The sequence below is a fragment of the Desulfomicrobium salsuginis genome (genome assembly GCF_054657795.1).
Genome location: NZ_BAAHYA010000002.1, coordinates 1517627 through 1532713 on the forward strand (window position 1 = coordinate 1517627; position 15087 = coordinate 1532713).

The window sequence follows — 15087 nt, forward strand, 5'->3', positions numbered from 1 at the left end:
GGACCCCTAGCTTTCACGTTTGCCCCGCCTTGTAAACTGCCCGCAGCGCACTTCACAACCGTACCGAAGACCGGTAGACTTTCTTTTTTGAACACCTTCCCCGGAACCGTATCATGAAACATCTCGTCGCCTCACGCATGGAGCGCTGCATCGGCTGCCACTCCTGCTCCCTGGCCTGCGCCCGGCTGGTGCACAAGTGCCTGTCCTGGGAGAACGCGGGCATCCGCATCCTGTCCTCGGGCGGGCTGTCCACGGGCTTCACGGCCAAGCTCTGCCTCGTCTGCGACCCGGCACCCTGCGCCGCGGCCTGCCCCACGGGCAGCCTCAAACAGCGCAAGGGGGGCGGCGTCACGCAGAACAAGAAACTCTGCATCCAGTGCGGCAAGTGCGCCGCGGCCTGCCCCGTGGACGCCATCGCCCAGGACCGCCAGGGCAACCCCTACGTCTGCATCCACTGCGGCAGCTGCGTGGAGTTCTGCCCCCACGATTGCCTGGAACTGCGGGAGGCCGAAGGATGATCACCGAAAATTTCAGAGTCCTCGAAATCAACCTGTCCACGGGGCGTTCGGCCATCAAGAACGTGCCCGGTGTGGAAACGGTCCTCGGCGGATCGGGCCTGGCGGCGAAACTGCACCTGGAATACTCCCGGCCCGGCCTGGTCTGGGACGACCCCTCCCAGCCCCTCGTCTTCGCCATCGGCCCCCTGACGGGCTTCTTCCCGCTGATGAGCAAGACGGTCTGCGCCTTCACCTCGCCCCTGCACGGCCAGTACGCCGAGTCCCACGCCGGAGCCCGCTCGGCCCTGGCCCTGCGCTTCGCGGGGATCGACGCCCTGGTGATCATCGGCCAGGCCGAACGGCCGACCGTGCTGCACCTCGGCGCCAACGTCATCGAGTTCATGGAGGCCGGCTACCTGTGGGGCAAGGACGCCCTGACCACGGGCAAGCTCCTGCGCCGCATCCTCAAGGGCTCGGGCCACCGCACCATCATGCGCATCGGGCCGGCCGGCGAGAACAAGTCGGCCATGGCCTGCATCAACGTCGACACCTACCGCCACTTCGGTCGCCTGGGCGGGGGCGGGGTCATGGGCGCCAAGAACCTCAAGGCCATCGCCGTGGAGGGCAACGGCTCCTCCGACCTGCCCCCGGGCAAGGAGTACTCTGCCCTGTTCGCCGACATCTTCCGCAAGCTGACCGACACGGACATGATGCGCAAGTACCACAACCTCGGCACGGCCTCGAACCTCGAAGCCCTGAACGAGCTCAAGGCCCTGCCCTGGCGCAACCTCCAGGCCACCTCTGACCCGGGCATCGAAGGCATCACGGGCGAACGCTTTGCCGACGACACCCTGCTCAGAAACGCCGCCTGCTCGGGCTGCCCCGTGGGCTGCATCCACATCGGCTTCGTGCGCGAGAAGTTCCACAAGGACAACCAATACCTCTACCGCCAGGTGGGCTACGACTACGAGCCCATCTTCGCCACGGGCTCCATGCTCGGCCTGACCCACGCACCCGAAGTGCTGACGGTCATGGACGAGGTGGAGAAGGCGGGCCTCGACGTCATGAGCGGCGGCGTGGCCCTGGCCTGGGCCACGGAGGCCCTGGAGAAGGGCGTGGTCACGCAGGAGCAGACCGGGATCGATCTGCGCTTCGGCGACGCCCAGGGCTACATGCGGGCCGTGCACATGCTCGGCGGCGCCGTGAACGACTTCTGGCGCACACTGGCCGGAGGGACCATGGCCGCGGCCGCGCGCTACGGCGGCGAGGATTTCGCCTGCGTGCTCGGCCAGGAGATGGCCGGCTACGCCACGGGCGAGGTCTTCTACGTGGCCCAGGGCCTGGGACTGCGCCACTCGCACCTGGACACCGGCGCCTACACCTACGACCAGTCCAAGGCCCCCAAGGACGTGGACAAGGCCCTGGCCTTCCTGCTCGAGGACGAACGCGAGCGCGTCATCCTGACCTCCATGGTCTCCTGCCTCTTCGCCCGCAAGGTCTACGACCCCGAGACCCTGCGCCAGTGCCTGGCGGTCCTCGGCGGCCAGGCCCTGGCCGACGGCCTGGACGAGGCCGCCGCCCGCATCCAGAAACTGCGCTGGCAGGCCCGCGCCGCCGGCGGCTACGACCCCATGAACGTTCGCATCCCCAAGCGCTTCCTGGAGGTCGAGACCTGGAAGGGCCGCACCGACCCGCAGTATCTGGAAGAACTCCGCCTGGCCTACGCCGGGGCCATCCGGGAGATGTGCGGCCAGGATTGAAAGCGGCATGGATAACGGGCACCGAAGCCCCGTTCTTTCGGGAGGTTATGCATGGAAAACCGGGATGTCCGCTGGCGCCAGCGTTTTGCGCAGTTCGAGAAATCCTTCGCCCTGCTGGAATCGGCCATTGCCATCGAAAGGCTGACCGTCATCGAGCGCGCCGGGCTGATCCAGTTCTTTGAAATGGCCTTCGAGCAGGGCTGGAAGCTGCTCAAGGATTATCAGGAGTCGGTAGGGTTCGAGATCGTCAGCCCGCGTCAGGCCATCAAGCAGGCCTTCCAGTCCGGACTCGTCGCCGACGGCCACGCCTGGATCGGGGCCCTGGAAGACCGCAACCTGACCACACACACCTACAACGAGCAGACGGCTTTGGCCGTGGAGGAAAAAATCCGCTCGTCCTATCACCCTCTGCTCAAAGCCCTGCACGAAACCTTCACCGCAAAGGCCCGCGAGGAACGATGAACGACCTTTCCCGGACCGGGCTGCGGGACGGCGACATCGCGCTCATCGTCAATGCGGCGAAACGCTTCCCAGAAATCCGCCAGCTCGTGCTTTTCGGCTCGCGGGCAAAGGGCACGCACAAGCCGGGCTCGGACGTCGATCTGGCCATCAAAGGCAACCGGCTGACCTACGACACCCCTGTCCGCCTGGCCGGCATCCTCAACGAGGAACTGCCGCTCCCCTATTTCTTCGATGTGGTGGATTACGAAACCATAACGGAACGGCAGCTGGTCGAGCACATCGACCGCGTCGGCATCGTACTGCTCGATCAGTCCTGAGTCCCGAGGGCGACCTGCGCCACCCTGCGATACTCCGGACCCGACGGACGCAGGACGCTCTGCCAGAGCACGACGCTGTCCACACCGAACGCGGGCCAGTCCCGCGTCAGCGCCCTGGCGAGGCCCGGCCAATCGTCCCCCCTGGCAGCCTCCCTGACCCGGGCCACGGTGACGTGGGCGGCGAAGGGCCTGGTTTCGGCGGCAAAGCCCTCACGGGACAATTCAACGTCCAGGGCTGCGAAATATTCAGCGCACTCCCGCATGCCTTCGGCGAATCCCAACCAGACTACGCGCGGCGCGCCCCGGAGCGGAAAAAAACCTCCCGCCCCGCCCTGCAGTTCGAACCGACCCCGAGCCGCCGCCCGCATGGCCTTGACGATGCCCCCGACCATCGCCTCGTCCGTCTCTCCCAGGAACTTGAGCGTCACGTGCGCCAGCTCCGGCCGCACCCAGGAAACCTTCGACGCCAGCCGGCCCTTCCAAGCGGCCTGGATCTCGCGGATGGCCTGCGCGTAGTCTTGGGGTATGGGGATGCCGATGAACAGCCGCATGTGTGGTACCGCCTGATACGTAACGTGAGGGAAAGGCATGGATTCCCGCCTTCGCGGAAATGACGACGAGGTGAGGCGCATTGTGCGTGAATTGATCGGAAATTCGCCGATGGGACAGGCGCAGCCTGTCGCATAGTGCGAGCGTCATCCCCGCGCAGGCGGGGATCCATCTTGCATTCCCCCATCTCTAAAAGGCGGGCAGTCCCCGCTTCCGCGCCAAGCGAGTCCTGGACGGGGCGGCGCGGGCGCGTCGACTGTCCGACCGATCCAGGCATCGTTTGGTTCCCCGTCGTCAACCGCCCCAAGCACACCCAAGCGCCCTGCACGCGACGGGGAACCACTACGAGGCCGGCGAGGAAGTTTCGACGCGTCCGCGCCGCCCCGTCCAGGACTCGCGCCCCCGCCGAGGCCCCTTCCCTCGCCATCATCTACAAAGCCATCTCACCGCCATCCTCCGCATAAGCCCCGACCAACTCCCACAGCGTCCGCACCCCGAACCCCGTGCCACCGGGCCTGAAGACCGAGACGTTCTCGTCGGTCCAGGCCGGGCCGGCGATGTCCAGATGGGCCCAGTCCACGCCCTCGGGCACGAAGTTCTTCAGGAACATGGCCGCGTAGATCGCCCCGCCCTCGCGCGTGGCGATGTTCTTCAGGTCCGCGACGTCGCTTTTCAGCGGCACGCCGTATTCGGCCCACAGTGGCATGGGCCAGTAGCGCTCGCCCACGCGGCTGCCGCCCTCGCGGATGCGCTGGTCAAGTTCGGCCGTGGTGGCGAACACGGCGGCGACCTTGGTGCCCAGGGCTACGAGGCAGGCGCCGGTCAGGGTGGCCAGGTCCACCAGGATCTCGGGCTCGAAGCGCGCGCTGTAGGCCAGGGCGTCGGCCAGGATGAGGCGGCCTTCGGCGTCGGTGTTGAGTATCTCGACGGTCTTGCCGTTCATGGCCGTGACCACGTCGCCGGGTTTGGTGGCCCGACTGCCCGGCACGTTCTCGGTGCACGGCAGCAGCCCCACCACGCGCCGCGGCGAACCGCCGGCCAGGCCGATGGCCTTGAACAGGCCCAGGATGGCGGCCGCGCCGGCCATATCACCCTTCATCTCATGCATCTTGGCCGCGGGCTTCAGGGAAATGCCGCCCGTGTCGAAGGTCACGCCCTTGCCGACGAAGACCAGGGGACGGCCGCCGTCCGGGTCCGAGTCCAAGACTATGAAGCGGGCCGGCGTGTCGCTGCCCCGAAAGACTGAAGCGAAGGAGCCCATGCCCATGGCGATGATCTCCTCTGGCCCGAAGGCCTGCACGCTGAATCCGTACTGCGCTGCCAGCCCGCTAGCCACACCTGCCAGATGCTCGGGCGTGGCCACGTTGGACGGTGTGTTGACCAGGTCGCGCGCCAGGCGCACGCCTTCGGCCACGGCCATGGCGCGGTCCAGCCGGACCCGCATGTCATCACCGCCCCCCAGGATGGCGAAACTCACGGGGGCATCGTCCTCGCCGGGGTCCGACTTGAAGGTCGTGAACCTGTACCCGGCCAGCAAGACGTCCGTGACGCATTCCGCGGTCATGTCCCCATCCAGCCCCAGCCTGTCCAGATGCCCGGCGTCTACGGCCAGACGGGCGAGTTCCTGGCCTGCCGCGGCGCGCACGGCCGTGCCCACGGCGGAGCGGAATGCGTCGGCATCGACCTCGTCCGCCTTGCCCAGGCCGACCAGAAAGCATGACCCGGCCGCGCCGGAACACAGCCGCGTCCGCCCGGCCTTGCCGGAAAAGGCCATATCAGGGTCCACGCCGAGGGCCACGAGCATCTCCCGATCCTCCCCGGCCCAGAAAACGCCTTCGGCCCTGAACATGACGAGGGTCGCGCCGCCCGATTCATCGCAACTTCGAAAGATTTCAATATTCATCATTGCCTCATCGCTCAAAAATGGTGACATTAGAGTCAAAGGACATACGAGTCTTGGGCGCCCGAGTAAAGGTACGCGCCCGAAGCCGGACACGACTTCCCGCGCATACGCTATCAGGAGAACCCGCATGGATCACAACCGCACCGTCGCCGTTCTCGGAGCCACGGGCTACATCGGAGGCCGCCTCGTCCCGGCGCTGCTGGACCGCGGCTGGCGTGTCCGGGCCGTGGGCCGCAACCCCGACAAGCTGCGCTGCCGGGCCTTCGCCTCGAACCCGAACGTCGAACTGGCCCGCGCCGACGCCCTGGACGGCCCGGCCCTGACCGAGGCCCTGCGCGGCTGCTTCGCGGCCTACTATCTGGTGCATTCCATGTTTCCGGGGGTCAAAGACTTCGAAGACCGCGACAAGCGGGCCGCCATGACCATGCGGGACGCCGCGGCCGAGGCCGGGCTTGCGCGCCTGGTCTACCTGGGCGGCCTGGGCGATCAGGACGGCGATTTGAGCGCGCACCTCAAGTCCCGCATGGAGGTCGGCGAAATCCTGGCCGGCGGCCCCGTGCCCCTGACCTGGCTGCGCGCGGCCATGATCATGGGCTCTGGCAGCGCATCCTTCGAGATCCTGCGCTACCTGGTGGAACGCCTGCCCGTCATGGTCACCCCGGCCTGGGTCAAGTCCCTGTCCCAGCCCATCGCCGTGACCAACGTCATCGACTACCTCTGCGGCTGCCTGGACGTCCCCGAAACCGCCGGACGCACCTTCGACATCGGCGGCCCCGACGTCCTGAGCTACCGCGAACTCTTCGACGTCTATGCCCGCGTGGCCGGCTTGCACAAACGCATCATCATCCCCGTGCCCGTGCTCACGCCCAAGCTCTCGTCGTACTGGATCCAGCTGGTCACGCCGGTGCCCACGAGCCTCTCCCGGCCCCTGGCCGAGGGCCTGCGCAACAAGGTCGTGTGCCGCGAAAACACCATCCGCGAATTCATCCCCACCCGCCTGCTGTCGCCCGAGGAGGCCATCGCCCGCGCCCTGGACCGCACGGTCCGGCACGAGGTCGAGACCTGCTGGTCCGACGCCGGCAGCCTGCGCGTGCCAGAATGGATCGACTGCGGCGACGCGCCCTATGCCGGCGGGACGGTCTTCGAGTCGGCCCACACCGTGACCCTGTCGGCTACGCCGGCGCAGGTCTGGCACGTCCTGACCCGCCTGGGCGGCGACGAAGGCTGGATGTACGGGGACTGGCTGTGGCGGATGCGCGGCCTGCTCGACAAACTCATCGGCGGAACGGGCCTGCGCCGGGGCCGCCGCCACCCGAGCGACCTGCGCGTCGGCGACGCCCTGGATTTCTGGCGCGTGCTGGTGGTGGAGGAGAACCGCCGCCTGCGCCTGCTGGCCGAGATGAAGGTGCCGGGCGAGGCCCTGCTGCAGTTCGACGTGGAAGAGCGCGGCCCGAATCGCACCGCCCTGACCCTGCGCGCACGCTTCCTGCCGCGGGGTTTATGGGGTATCGTCTACTGGAAGGCGCTCGCCCCCGTGCATACGCCGCTGTTTCGGGGCATGCTCACGGCCCTGGCCCGCAAAGTCGGGGGGACCATCCTGTCCGGACCCGTCACGCCACCCAAGGAGGACTCGCAATGTCGAATATCCTGACCGAACCCCGCTCCCGCGAAACGACCATTAACGACCCCGACGTGCGCCGCAGCCTCGAAGCCATCCTGAACGGCCAGCGCAGCGGCGTTCTGGCCACGTGCTTCATGGACATCCCCCTGTGCAGCCAGATGGCCTTCGCCGCCGACGAGGACCTGCGAACCCTCATCGTGGTCACGCCCAAGCAGACCGCCAAGCATGACAACATGAGCGCCAACCCCAACGTGTCCTTTCTGGTCAGCACGGCCAGGAACGACCCGGCGGACCCGGCGCAGGCCCAGGCCCTGACCGTCACGGCCTTCGCCACGGAACTCGACGGCGAGCGCCGCCACCGCGCCGTGACCCTGTTCACGCGCAAGCACCCGAACCTCGCGGCCTTTGCCTCGGCCTCGGGCAACGCGGTCATGGAGCTCAGGATCGGCACCTATTTCCTGGTCGACAACTTCCAGCAGGTCACGCGCATCGCCATGGGGTGATATTTTCGGCGCGCGTCCGGCCGGTTCTGGACAACCGGCCAGAATTCGAGAATATTTCCCGAGAAGGTATTTGCATCGGACAACCCGCGCGTCCCGGAGGCGCGCCACGGCAAGGAGAAACATCATGAACAGACCCATCCGCCTGGGGATCAGCCGCTGCCTGCTCGGGGACAAGGTCCGCTATGACGGAGGGCACAAGCACGACCCGTTCCTGACCAAAACTCTCGGCGAGTACGTGGAGTACGTCCCGGTCTGCCCCGAAGTGGAATGCGGCCTGCCCATCCCGCGCGAAGCCATGCGCCTCGTGGGGGACCCCGACTCCCCGCGGCTTTTGACCCAGAAGAGCGGCATCGACCACACGCGGCGCATGAAGGAGTGGGCCGCCAAACGCCTCGACGAACTGGAAGGCGAAGGCCTGTGCGGCTTCATCTTCAAGAGCAAGTCGCCGTCGAGCGGCATGGAGCGAGTCAAGGTCTACTCGGACACGGGCAACCTCATCGGACAATCCGTGGGCATCTTCGCCCGCATGTTCATGGAGCGTTTCCCCCTGCTGCCCGTTGAGGAGGAAGGCCGGCTGCACGACGTCCACCTGCGGGAGAACTTCATCGACCGCATCTTCGTGCTGCGGCGCTACCGCGACATGCTCAAGGGGGGCCAGACCCTGGGCAACCTCGTGACCTTCCACACGCGCCACAAGCTGCAAATCCTGGCCCACAGCCCGGAAATCTACCGCGCCATGGGCCGGCTGGTGGCCAAGGGCAAGGAAATGCCCAAGGAGCAGCTTTTCAGGAGCTACCACGAACACCTCATGACGGCCATGCGCATGAAGGCCACGCCGCCCAAGCACCGCAACGTGCTGCAGCACATCATGGGCTACTTCAAGAACGACCTCCTGGCCGACGAGAAGCAGGAGCTCCTGGACCTGATCAACCAGTACGCCGGGGGCATCATCCCCCTCATCGTGCCGGTGACCCTGCTCAATCATTACGTCATGAAATACGAAGACTTCTACCTGCAGGACCAGACCTACCTGCGGCCCCACCCCGTGGAACTCAAGTTGCGCAATCACGCCTGACGACACCCCGCAGGAGGATCCCATGGGCAGCGCCTACGACATCATCGCCAGATACGACCCCGAGTTCCCGCGCAAGCGGGCCGGGAGCCTGATGACAGACACGACGGAATTCATGAACATCCAGTACGGCGACGTGATCGAGCTGGACGGGAAGCATTTCCTGGTGCTGCGGGACGAGAAGGAGCGCAGCTTCGGGGTGGAGGATCCCAAATACTGGGTCAAGCGCTGCCGCGAGCTGGACACCGGGGAGCGCAAGATCCTCAAGCTCGTGTTTTACGAAAAGTTTCCCGTGTCCCTGGGCAGCATGGAGATCGAATGCTTCCGCAGCCCGCGCAAGGAGGCCCGCATCCTGGACCTGGTGCGCGGCGACGGGCGCTTCATGCAGGGCTATTCGCGCGACGACGCGGCCGGGAACAATGTGCGCGTCCTCGACGTGGTCCGCGGTGATCTCCTGTCCCTGGCCATCGACAAGCTGGAGGCCGACCACAGGACCTACTTCTTCGAACTGCTGCCGGACATCCTGGAGAAATTCGCCGAGGCCTGCCGGGCCATCGACTTTCTGCACCGGCACGGCGAGAACCACGGCGACATCCGCCGCGACCACCTGTGGCTCGAACATGGCACGGGCAACTACGTCTGGATTGACTTCGACTATACCTACGAGTTCCAGGAGAGCCCTTCGGGCCTGGACATCTTCGGCCTGGGCAACCTGCTGCTCTATCTGGTCGGCAAGAAATTCTGCACCACCTTCAACATTCCCCGCCCGGAGTTCGACGGCCTGCCGGGCGTGCACCTGGAGCCCGCCGACTTCTCCATGCTCTTCAAAAATCGCCTCTCAAACCTGCGCAAAGTCTACCCCTATGTGCCTGAGACCCTGAACAACGTGCTGATGCACTTCTCCACCGCCTCGGAGGTGTTCTACCCCTCGGTCGGGGAAATGCTGGATGAGCTTCTGCCCTGTATCGACGTAATCCGCCGCGGGCGGATCAACGCGTAAGGAGACATCATGGACCCCAAGAAAATTCTCATCGCGGTGGACGCATCCGAGAACTCGGCCCGTGCGGTGAACTACGTGGCCGACCTGCTGGGCGGCAGCAGCGGCTTCATGATCACGGTGCTGTACATCGAGCGCCCGCCCAACCGCGACCTGTTCGCCGACGAGGCGTCCTGGGTCGAGGCCGGCCAGACGCAGGAACTGCGCATCCGCACCTTCCTGAAGCAGGCCAGGACCACCCTGACCGCCGGAGGCCTGGCGCCGGATGCCGTGACCATCGACTATGTCCCGCACTGCCAGTCGCCGGTCAACCCGGGGGCGGCGGAGTGCAGCATCGGCACGTCCATCGCCCGCGACATCCTGCAGTACCAGCAGCGCGGGGACTTCGGGACCCTGGTCATCGGACGCCGCGGCGTGTCCAGGGCCGAGGAGTTCCTGTTCGGCAGCGTAACCACCAAGGTCACCCATTTGGCCAAGGACTGCACCGTCTGGGTCGTACAATAAGGAGGAACAATGCCCTGTCTCGAACTCACGACCAACGTGCGCATCACTGACAAAAGCACCCTGATGCGCGCCCTCTCGGACTGCGTCTGCAAAGGCCTGGGCAAGGCCGAAACCTACATGATGGTCATCGTCAACGGCGAAGTGCCCATGCTCTTCGGCGGCAGCGAGGAGCCCGTGGCGCACCTGACCCTGCGGGCCCTGAACCTGAAGGAGGAGGCCATCCGCGTCCTGGCCGGGGACCTGACCGCCATCGTGCAGGACAGGCTCGGCATAGAGAGTCAGCGCACGTACATCGTGTTCATGGACGCCGACATGGGCAAATGGGCCTGGGACGGCCGCGCCTTCGCCTGAGGGGCGGCTTGCCTGGCGGGGAGGCCTCGTGTACAGGGTCCGGGCGCCGGATCGCTTCCGGCCCAATCCTACACGAGGTGTGCCATGACCGAGAAGAATTACGCCCAGAGCATCGCCGGCGACCTGTTCCGCATGATCGAATCCGCCAAGGAACAGGGCGTGGGCGTCGACAAGGGCTTCCGCAACCAGGCCATGTCGAGCCCCGGCATGTCCCTGACCTATCTTTTCCTGAACAAGTCCGACCTGCTGAAGGTCCCGGCCCTGCCCGGACCGGTCAAGAAGCAGGTCCGCCGCTCCAACGCCCTGGCCGTCATCGAGCTGGCCGACGCGGGCGGCGTGAAGCAGACCGCGGGCATCCACCTCATCTGGTCCAGCGCCAAGCCCTGCTCGGGCATCGAGTCCGAGGCCGAGATGCTTGACGGCATCCAGATCCAGGGCCTGGCGGCGTTCACGGCCCAGATCAAGAGCGTGCTGCGCAACGACGCGCCGCACACCGTGGACCAGCTCGCCCCGGACCAGGCCGAGTAACCCCTCCCCATCCCGCCGTACGACCCGGAGACGCCCATGCTGCTCAAGCTCTGCCTGTCGACGGTGATCTGCGCCTTCATCGGCTGGATCACCAACTTCATCGCCATCAAGATGCTCTTCCACCCCCGCCGGCCCGTGCAGATCGGCAGCCTGACGGTGCAGGGCATCTTCCCCAAGCGCCAGAAGGCCCTGGCCATGAACCTGGCCGCGGTCATCGAAGGCGAGCTCCTGTCCCACGACGACATCCGCCAGGCCATGCAGCGGCCTGAATTCTCGGCCCGCCTGAAGGAACGCATCCTGGACGGGTTCTCGGAGTTCCTGTCCACGCGCCTGGGGAGCCTGAACCCCATGATCGCCATGTTTCTGGACGGCCCCATGATGGAGAAGGTCAAGGGGCTCCTGGACAAGGAACTGGACCGCATCGTGCCGGGCCTGCTTGAGACGGCCACAGGAGAACTGGAAAACAGCCTCGATTTCCGCCGCATCATCCAGGACAAGATCGAGAACCTGTCCATGGAACGTCTGGAGGCACTGCTCATGTCCATCATGGCCAGGGAGTTCCGCTTCATCGAGGTCGTCGGAGCCGTGCTCGGCGCCATCATCGGCCTGATCCAGGGCCTGCTGTTCTTCTGAGCCCAACCCGCCGCCGTGACGAGAAAGGCCGCATCGCGCGGCCTTTTTTCGTTCCAAAGCAGGACGTGAGGCCCCTCACTCAGGACTCGATGACCTTCTTCAGGTCGACGCCGAACTTGCGCATCCGGTTCAGAACCGTCAGGCGGTTCACGCCCAGGATTCTGGCCGCCTCGGATTTGTTGCCGCCCGCCTCGCGCAGGGCGTCGAGGAGCTGTTCCTTCTGGCCGGATGGTGCCGCGGGCGCAGGGGCATGGTCCGTGAATCCCCCGGCAAAGGCGCCCGGCAGGTGGCGGGGCTCGATGTGGCCGCCGTCGGCCAGGACGAAGGCGTACTCCAGGCTGCTCTTGAGTTCGCGCACGTTGCCCGGCCAGGAATAATCCATGAACAGCCGCAGGGTCTCGGGGCTCAGGCCCTTGATGTCCTTGTCGCTCTTGACTCGCAGGCGGTGGATGAAATGGTCTGCCAGCAGCGGGATGTCCTCCTTGCGCTCGCGCAGGGGCGGCAGGTGCACGGGGATGACGTTGATGCGGAAGAAGAGGTCCTCGCGGAACAGGCCGCGCGAGATGAGCTCCGGCAGCACCTTGTTGGTGGCGGTGATGATGCGCACGTCCACGGACAGGGGGCGGTTCTCGCCGACCCGCTCGAAGGTCTTGGTCTCCAGCACGCGCAAGAGCTTGACCTGCACCGGCAGCGGCAGGTCGCCGATCTCGTCCAGGAAGATGTCGCCCCCGCCGGCCGCCTCGAAACGACCCTGGCGGTGCCGGATAGCGCCGGTGAAGGCGCCCTTGACGTGCCCGAACAGCTCGCTCTCCAGCAGCGCCTCGTTCAGGGCCGCGCAGTTGACCTGCACGTAGGGCTCTTCCCGGCGCGGGCCCAGATCGTGGATGGCGCGGGCGACCAGTTCCTTCCCCGTTCCCGACTCGCCACAGATGAAGACGGGAGCGTCGCTCTGGGCGGCCCTCTCGATGAGTTTGAAGACTTCGAGCATCCTGGAGGAATGGCCGACCATGCCGTGGAACATGGTCTTCTCCTCCAGCATGAGGGACAGCTGCTGCAGCTCGTGCTCCTTGCGGTCCAACTCCGTGAGGTCGATCATGGTCTCCACCGCCCCCAAGGGAGAGCCCTCCCGGGAGTTGAGGATCGAAGCGCTCTTGAGGATGGGCACGTAGGCGCCGTCCTTGCGCATGATGTGGCACTTGCGGCGGACGTAGCTGCCCTGCTCGAAGAGCATGCACCACCTCGACCGCGCCTCGGAACGTATCCTGCGGCAGGCGTCGCATTTGAAAATGGAGCAGTCCGAGCCGATGAGTTCGTCCCGGGAATACCCGGTGATCTCCTCCAGGGCCCGGTTGACCATGCGGATCACCCCGTCGGGATCGACCAGCAGCAACCCCTCCTGCATGATATCGACGATTTCCCGCCAATGGGTTTCAAGCGGGGGAGTTTGGGGGAGCGACTCCCTGGCTTCGGCCTGCGAGGCCGCATCACGATTGCCCATGCGTTTCACTCCATGGTTCGGAACTGTCCCGACACACTACGAGACAACGAGTTAGATGTTTAAAACTTAAACAAGTGTCACCATTGAATAAACACATGTCAATGTAATTTCCAAGCACGGGCGAAAGGGAAAAAAAATGATCAATGACTTCGGTACCATTTCACCGGGACAAGGGCACATTTTTGTGGTATGGCCATTGCAAAAATCTGAACCAACTGGAGAGGAAACGGACCCGAGTTCTTTTCACCATTTCGGAACAAGGAGTGAGCAATGCACACATTCGTACGCAGGGGAGTGTTCTGGGGCGCCCTTCTGCTCTGGCTGTGGCCCCTGTCCGCCATGGCCGCCACGGAGGAGGCCCCGGGCAGGCAGCTGGCCCGGCAGGCGGTCAAGGACGACGCGACCCGGTGGATCACCACGGACCACTCGAAACATCCCATCCTCAAGCAGCCATTCGAGAAACCCGAGGACGTGACCAAGGCCTGCCTGTCCTGTCACAACGAGGCGGCCACACAGATCCACAAAACCATCCACTGGACCTGGAAGGACCCGGCCGACCCCTCGGGCGAGACCGGCAAGGGCGGCCTGTCCGTCAACAACTTCTGTATCGCCGTGGGCTCCAACGAGCCGCGCTGCACCTCCTGCCACATCGGCTACGGCTGGAAGGACAAGGACTTCGACTTTTCCAAGGCCGAGGCCGTGGACTGCCTCGTCTGCCACGAGACGACCGGGACCTACAAGAAGTTCCCGACCAAGGCCGGCTATCCCGTGACCAACGCGACCATGTTCGAGGGCAAGACCGAGTTCCTGCCGCCCGACTACAACGCCGTGGCCCAGTCCGTGGGCCGGCCGGACCGCAACAACTGCGGCACCTGCCACTTCTACGGCGGCGGCGGCGACGGCGTGAAGCACGGCGACCTGGACTCGTCCATGGCCAAGCCCAACAAGCAGCTCGACGTGCACATGGGCGTCGACGGCCAGAACTTCCACTGCAGCCGCTGCCACACCACCGACGCCCACAACATCGCCGGCCGCATCTACGCCACCCCGGCCTCCAAGGAGCGCAAGAGCCTCTTGGAGGACGACCTGACGCCCAAGATCATGTGCGAGTCCTGCCACGGCGCGCAGCCGCACAAGACCAACCAGAAGGCCAACGACCACACCGACAAGGTGGCCTGCCAGTCCTGCCACATTCCGACCTACGCCCGCGTCAACCCGACCAAGATGCACTGGGACTGGTCCACGGCCGGCGACACGAAGCGCGAGGCCAAGAAGGATGAGTTCGGCAAGCCCGATTACGACCCCAAGAAGGGCTCCTTCGTCTGGGGCAAGAACGTGGTCCCTCGCTACGAATGGTTCAACGGCTCCATCAAGGGCACCACGGCCAAGGACGTCATCGACCCCTCGGCCCCGGTGCGCATGTCCTGGCCCATCGGCGACGTCTCCGACCCTGCCTCCCGCATCTTCCCCTTCAAGGTGCACACGGGCAAGACGCCCTACGACAAGGTGCGCAAGACCATGGTCATCCCCAAGCTCTTCGGACCCAAGGACTCGGGCGCCTACTGGTCCGACTTCGACTGGGACAAGGCCATCGCCGTGGGCCAGGCCGCCAACGGGCTGCCCTACAGCGGAGAGTACGACTTCGTGGACACGGAGTACGTCTTCCCCATCACGCACATGGTGGCGCCCAAGGACCAGGCAGTGGCCTGCGTGGAATGCCACGCCAAGGCCGGGCGGCTGGACCATCTGGGCGGATTCTACATGCCGGGCCGCGACTCGGTGCGGCTCCTGGACATGGGCGGCTGGGCCATGGTCGGGGCGTCGCTGCTGGGCGTGGTTCTGCACGGCCTGGGGCGTTTCCTGAGTTCCGCCGGACGTCGCAAGGAGTAAGG

Annotated in this window: 16 protein-coding genes; 13 read left to right on the plus strand and 3 right to left on the minus strand. The window is 65.6% G+C overall.

Features of this window, described 5'->3' with window-relative positions; all coding sequences use genetic code 11:
* The first annotated feature begins 113 nt into the window (after positions 1–113).
* The 4 genes from ACYQ3G_RS13985 to ACYQ3G_RS14000 are packed head-to-tail and all read left to right on the plus strand — an operon-like array spanning position 114 to position 3036.
* Positions 114–518 carry a 4Fe-4S binding protein gene (locus ACYQ3G_RS13985; RefSeq protein ID WP_028578311.1) on the plus strand — a complete coding sequence of 135 codons (405 nt, stop codon included), beginning with the start codon at positions 114–116 and terminating at the stop codon, positions 516–518.
* A complete protein-coding gene (locus ACYQ3G_RS13990) occupies positions 515–2257 on the plus strand; it encodes an aldehyde ferredoxin oxidoreductase N-terminal domain-containing protein (protein ID WP_459826596.1) in 1743 nt (580 codons plus the stop codon). The genes ACYQ3G_RS13985 and ACYQ3G_RS13990 overlap by 4 nt, the downstream gene beginning before the upstream one ends.
* 51 nt (positions 2258–2308) lie before the next feature.
* Entirely contained in the window at positions 2309–2719 is a 411-nt protein-coding gene (locus tag ACYQ3G_RS13995; protein WP_459826598.1) for a nucleotidyltransferase substrate binding protein, read from the plus strand.
* Positions 2716–3036, plus strand: coding sequence for a nucleotidyltransferase domain-containing protein (locus ACYQ3G_RS14000; protein ID WP_459826600.1), 321 nt, complete (start codon positions 2716–2718; stop codon positions 3034–3036). Before ACYQ3G_RS13995 ends, ACYQ3G_RS14000 begins: the two co-directional genes overlap by 4 nt.
* On the opposite strand, the gene thpR is transcribed toward ACYQ3G_RS14000, so the two are convergent.
* Together thpR and ACYQ3G_RS14010 are read right to left on the minus strand one after the other, a co-directional pair.
* Positions 3027–3587 carry an RNA 2',3'-cyclic phosphodiesterase gene (gene thpR, locus ACYQ3G_RS14005; RefSeq protein ID WP_459826602.1) on the minus strand — a complete coding sequence of 187 codons (561 nt, stop codon included), beginning with the start codon at positions 3585–3587 and terminating at the stop codon, positions 3027–3029. The genes ACYQ3G_RS14000 and thpR overlap by 10 nt on opposite strands.
* Positions 3588–4015: 428 nt before the next feature.
* On the minus strand, positions 4016–5488 hold the full coding sequence (locus ACYQ3G_RS14010) for a leucyl aminopeptidase (protein WP_459826604.1): 1473 nt from the start codon (positions 5486–5488) through the stop codon (positions 4016–4018).
* 127 nt (positions 5489–5615) lie between these two features.
* Between ACYQ3G_RS14010 and ACYQ3G_RS14015 the strand changes: the two genes are divergently transcribed.
* From ACYQ3G_RS14015 to ACYQ3G_RS14050, 8 genes are all read left to right on the plus strand, one after another.
* Positions 5616–7139, plus strand: a complete 1524-nt coding sequence (locus tag ACYQ3G_RS14015; protein ID WP_459826606.1) for an SDR family oxidoreductase — start codon at positions 5616–5618, stop codon at positions 7137–7139.
* A complete protein-coding gene (locus tag ACYQ3G_RS14020) occupies positions 7124–7612 on the plus strand; it encodes a pyridoxamine 5'-phosphate oxidase family protein (protein WP_459826608.1) in 489 nt (162 codons plus the stop codon). Before ACYQ3G_RS14015 ends, ACYQ3G_RS14020 begins: the two co-directional genes overlap by 16 nt.
* Positions 7613–7736: 124 nt before the next feature.
* Positions 7737–8687, plus strand: coding sequence for a YbgA family protein (locus ACYQ3G_RS14025; RefSeq protein WP_028578319.1), 951 nt, complete (start codon positions 7737–7739; stop codon positions 8685–8687).
* A 22-nt stretch (positions 8688–8709) separates the two neighbouring features.
* Positions 8710–9684 carry a protein kinase family protein gene (locus ACYQ3G_RS14030; protein ID WP_459826611.1) on the plus strand — a complete coding sequence of 325 codons (975 nt, stop codon included), beginning with the start codon at positions 8710–8712 and terminating at the stop codon, positions 9682–9684.
* 9 nt (positions 9685–9693) lie between these two features.
* On the plus strand, positions 9694–10185 hold the full coding sequence (locus ACYQ3G_RS14035; RefSeq protein WP_459826613.1) for a universal stress protein: 492 nt from the start codon (positions 9694–9696) through the stop codon (positions 10183–10185).
* Positions 10186–10194: 9 nt separating this feature from the next.
* Positions 10195–10536, plus strand: coding sequence for a phenylpyruvate tautomerase MIF-related protein (locus ACYQ3G_RS14040; protein WP_459826615.1), 342 nt, complete (start codon positions 10195–10197; stop codon positions 10534–10536).
* Positions 10537–10620: 84 nt separating this feature from the next.
* A complete protein-coding gene (locus tag ACYQ3G_RS14045; RefSeq protein ID WP_459826617.1) occupies positions 10621–11064 on the plus strand; it encodes a hypothetical protein in 444 nt (147 codons plus the stop codon).
* A gap of 36 nt (positions 11065–11100) precedes the next feature.
* The gene (locus ACYQ3G_RS14050; protein WP_459826619.1) at positions 11101–11697 is read left to right on the plus strand and encodes a DUF445 domain-containing protein; all 597 of its coding nucleotides are present in this window, start codon (positions 11101–11103) and stop codon (positions 11695–11697) included.
* Positions 11698–11776: 79 nt separating this feature from the next.
* Here ACYQ3G_RS14050 and ACYQ3G_RS14055 read toward each other — a convergent pair whose 3' ends face one another.
* Positions 11777–13195: a sigma-54 interaction domain-containing protein gene (locus ACYQ3G_RS14055; RefSeq protein ID WP_459826621.1), complete on the minus strand. Its 1419-nt coding sequence runs from the start codon at positions 13193–13195 to the stop codon at positions 11777–11779.
* 270 nt (positions 13196–13465) lie between these two features.
* On the opposite strand from ACYQ3G_RS14055, the gene ACYQ3G_RS14060 reads away from it, so the two are divergent.
* Positions 13466–15085 carry a tetrathionate reductase family octaheme c-type cytochrome gene (locus ACYQ3G_RS14060; RefSeq protein WP_459826623.1) on the plus strand — a complete coding sequence of 540 codons (1620 nt, stop codon included), beginning with the start codon at positions 13466–13468 and terminating at the stop codon, positions 15083–15085.
* Positions 15086–15087: the final 2 nt, after the last annotated feature.

Excerpts from the sequence above, each read along its gene's own strand:
- ACYQ3G_RS13985 (WP_028578311.1), top strand. The coding sequence starts at position 114 with ATGAAACATCTCGTCGCCTCACGCATGGAGCGCTGCATCGGCTGCCAC.
- ACYQ3G_RS13990 (WP_459826596.1), top strand. The coding sequence starts at position 515 with ATGATCACCGAAAATTTCAGAGTCCTCGAAATCAACCTGTCCACGGGG.
- ACYQ3G_RS13995 (WP_459826598.1), top strand. The coding sequence starts at position 2,309 with ATGGAAAACCGGGATGTCCGCTGGCGCCAGCGTTTTGCGCAGTTCGAG.
- ACYQ3G_RS14000 (WP_459826600.1), top strand. The coding sequence starts at position 2,716 with ATGAACGACCTTTCCCGGACCGGGCTGCGGGACGGCGACATCGCGCTC.
- thpR (WP_459826602.1), bottom strand. The coding sequence starts at position 3,587 with ATGCGGCTGTTCATCGGCATCCCCATACCCCAAGACTACGCGCAGGCC.
- ACYQ3G_RS14010 (WP_459826604.1), bottom strand. The coding sequence starts at position 5,488 with ATGAATATTGAAATCTTTCGAAGTTGCGATGAATCGGGCGGCGCGACC.
- ACYQ3G_RS14015 (WP_459826606.1), top strand. The coding sequence starts at position 5,616 with ATGGATCACAACCGCACCGTCGCCGTTCTCGGAGCCACGGGCTACATC.
- ACYQ3G_RS14020 (WP_459826608.1), top strand. The coding sequence starts at position 7,124 with ATGTCGAATATCCTGACCGAACCCCGCTCCCGCGAAACGACCATTAAC.
- ACYQ3G_RS14025 (WP_028578319.1), top strand. The coding sequence starts at position 7,737 with ATGAACAGACCCATCCGCCTGGGGATCAGCCGCTGCCTGCTCGGGGAC.
- ACYQ3G_RS14030 (WP_459826611.1), top strand. The coding sequence starts at position 8,710 with ATGGGCAGCGCCTACGACATCATCGCCAGATACGACCCCGAGTTCCCG.
- ACYQ3G_RS14035 (WP_459826613.1), top strand. The coding sequence starts at position 9,694 with ATGGACCCCAAGAAAATTCTCATCGCGGTGGACGCATCCGAGAACTCG.
- ACYQ3G_RS14040 (WP_459826615.1), top strand. The coding sequence starts at position 10,195 with ATGCCCTGTCTCGAACTCACGACCAACGTGCGCATCACTGACAAAAGC.
- ACYQ3G_RS14045 (WP_459826617.1), top strand. The coding sequence starts at position 10,621 with ATGACCGAGAAGAATTACGCCCAGAGCATCGCCGGCGACCTGTTCCGC.
- ACYQ3G_RS14050 (WP_459826619.1), top strand. The coding sequence starts at position 11,101 with ATGCTGCTCAAGCTCTGCCTGTCGACGGTGATCTGCGCCTTCATCGGC.
- ACYQ3G_RS14055 (WP_459826621.1), bottom strand. The coding sequence starts at position 13,195 with ATGGGCAATCGTGATGCGGCCTCGCAGGCCGAAGCCAGGGAGTCGCTC.
- ACYQ3G_RS14060 (WP_459826623.1), top strand. The coding sequence starts at position 13,466 with ATGCACACATTCGTACGCAGGGGAGTGTTCTGGGGCGCCCTTCTGCTC.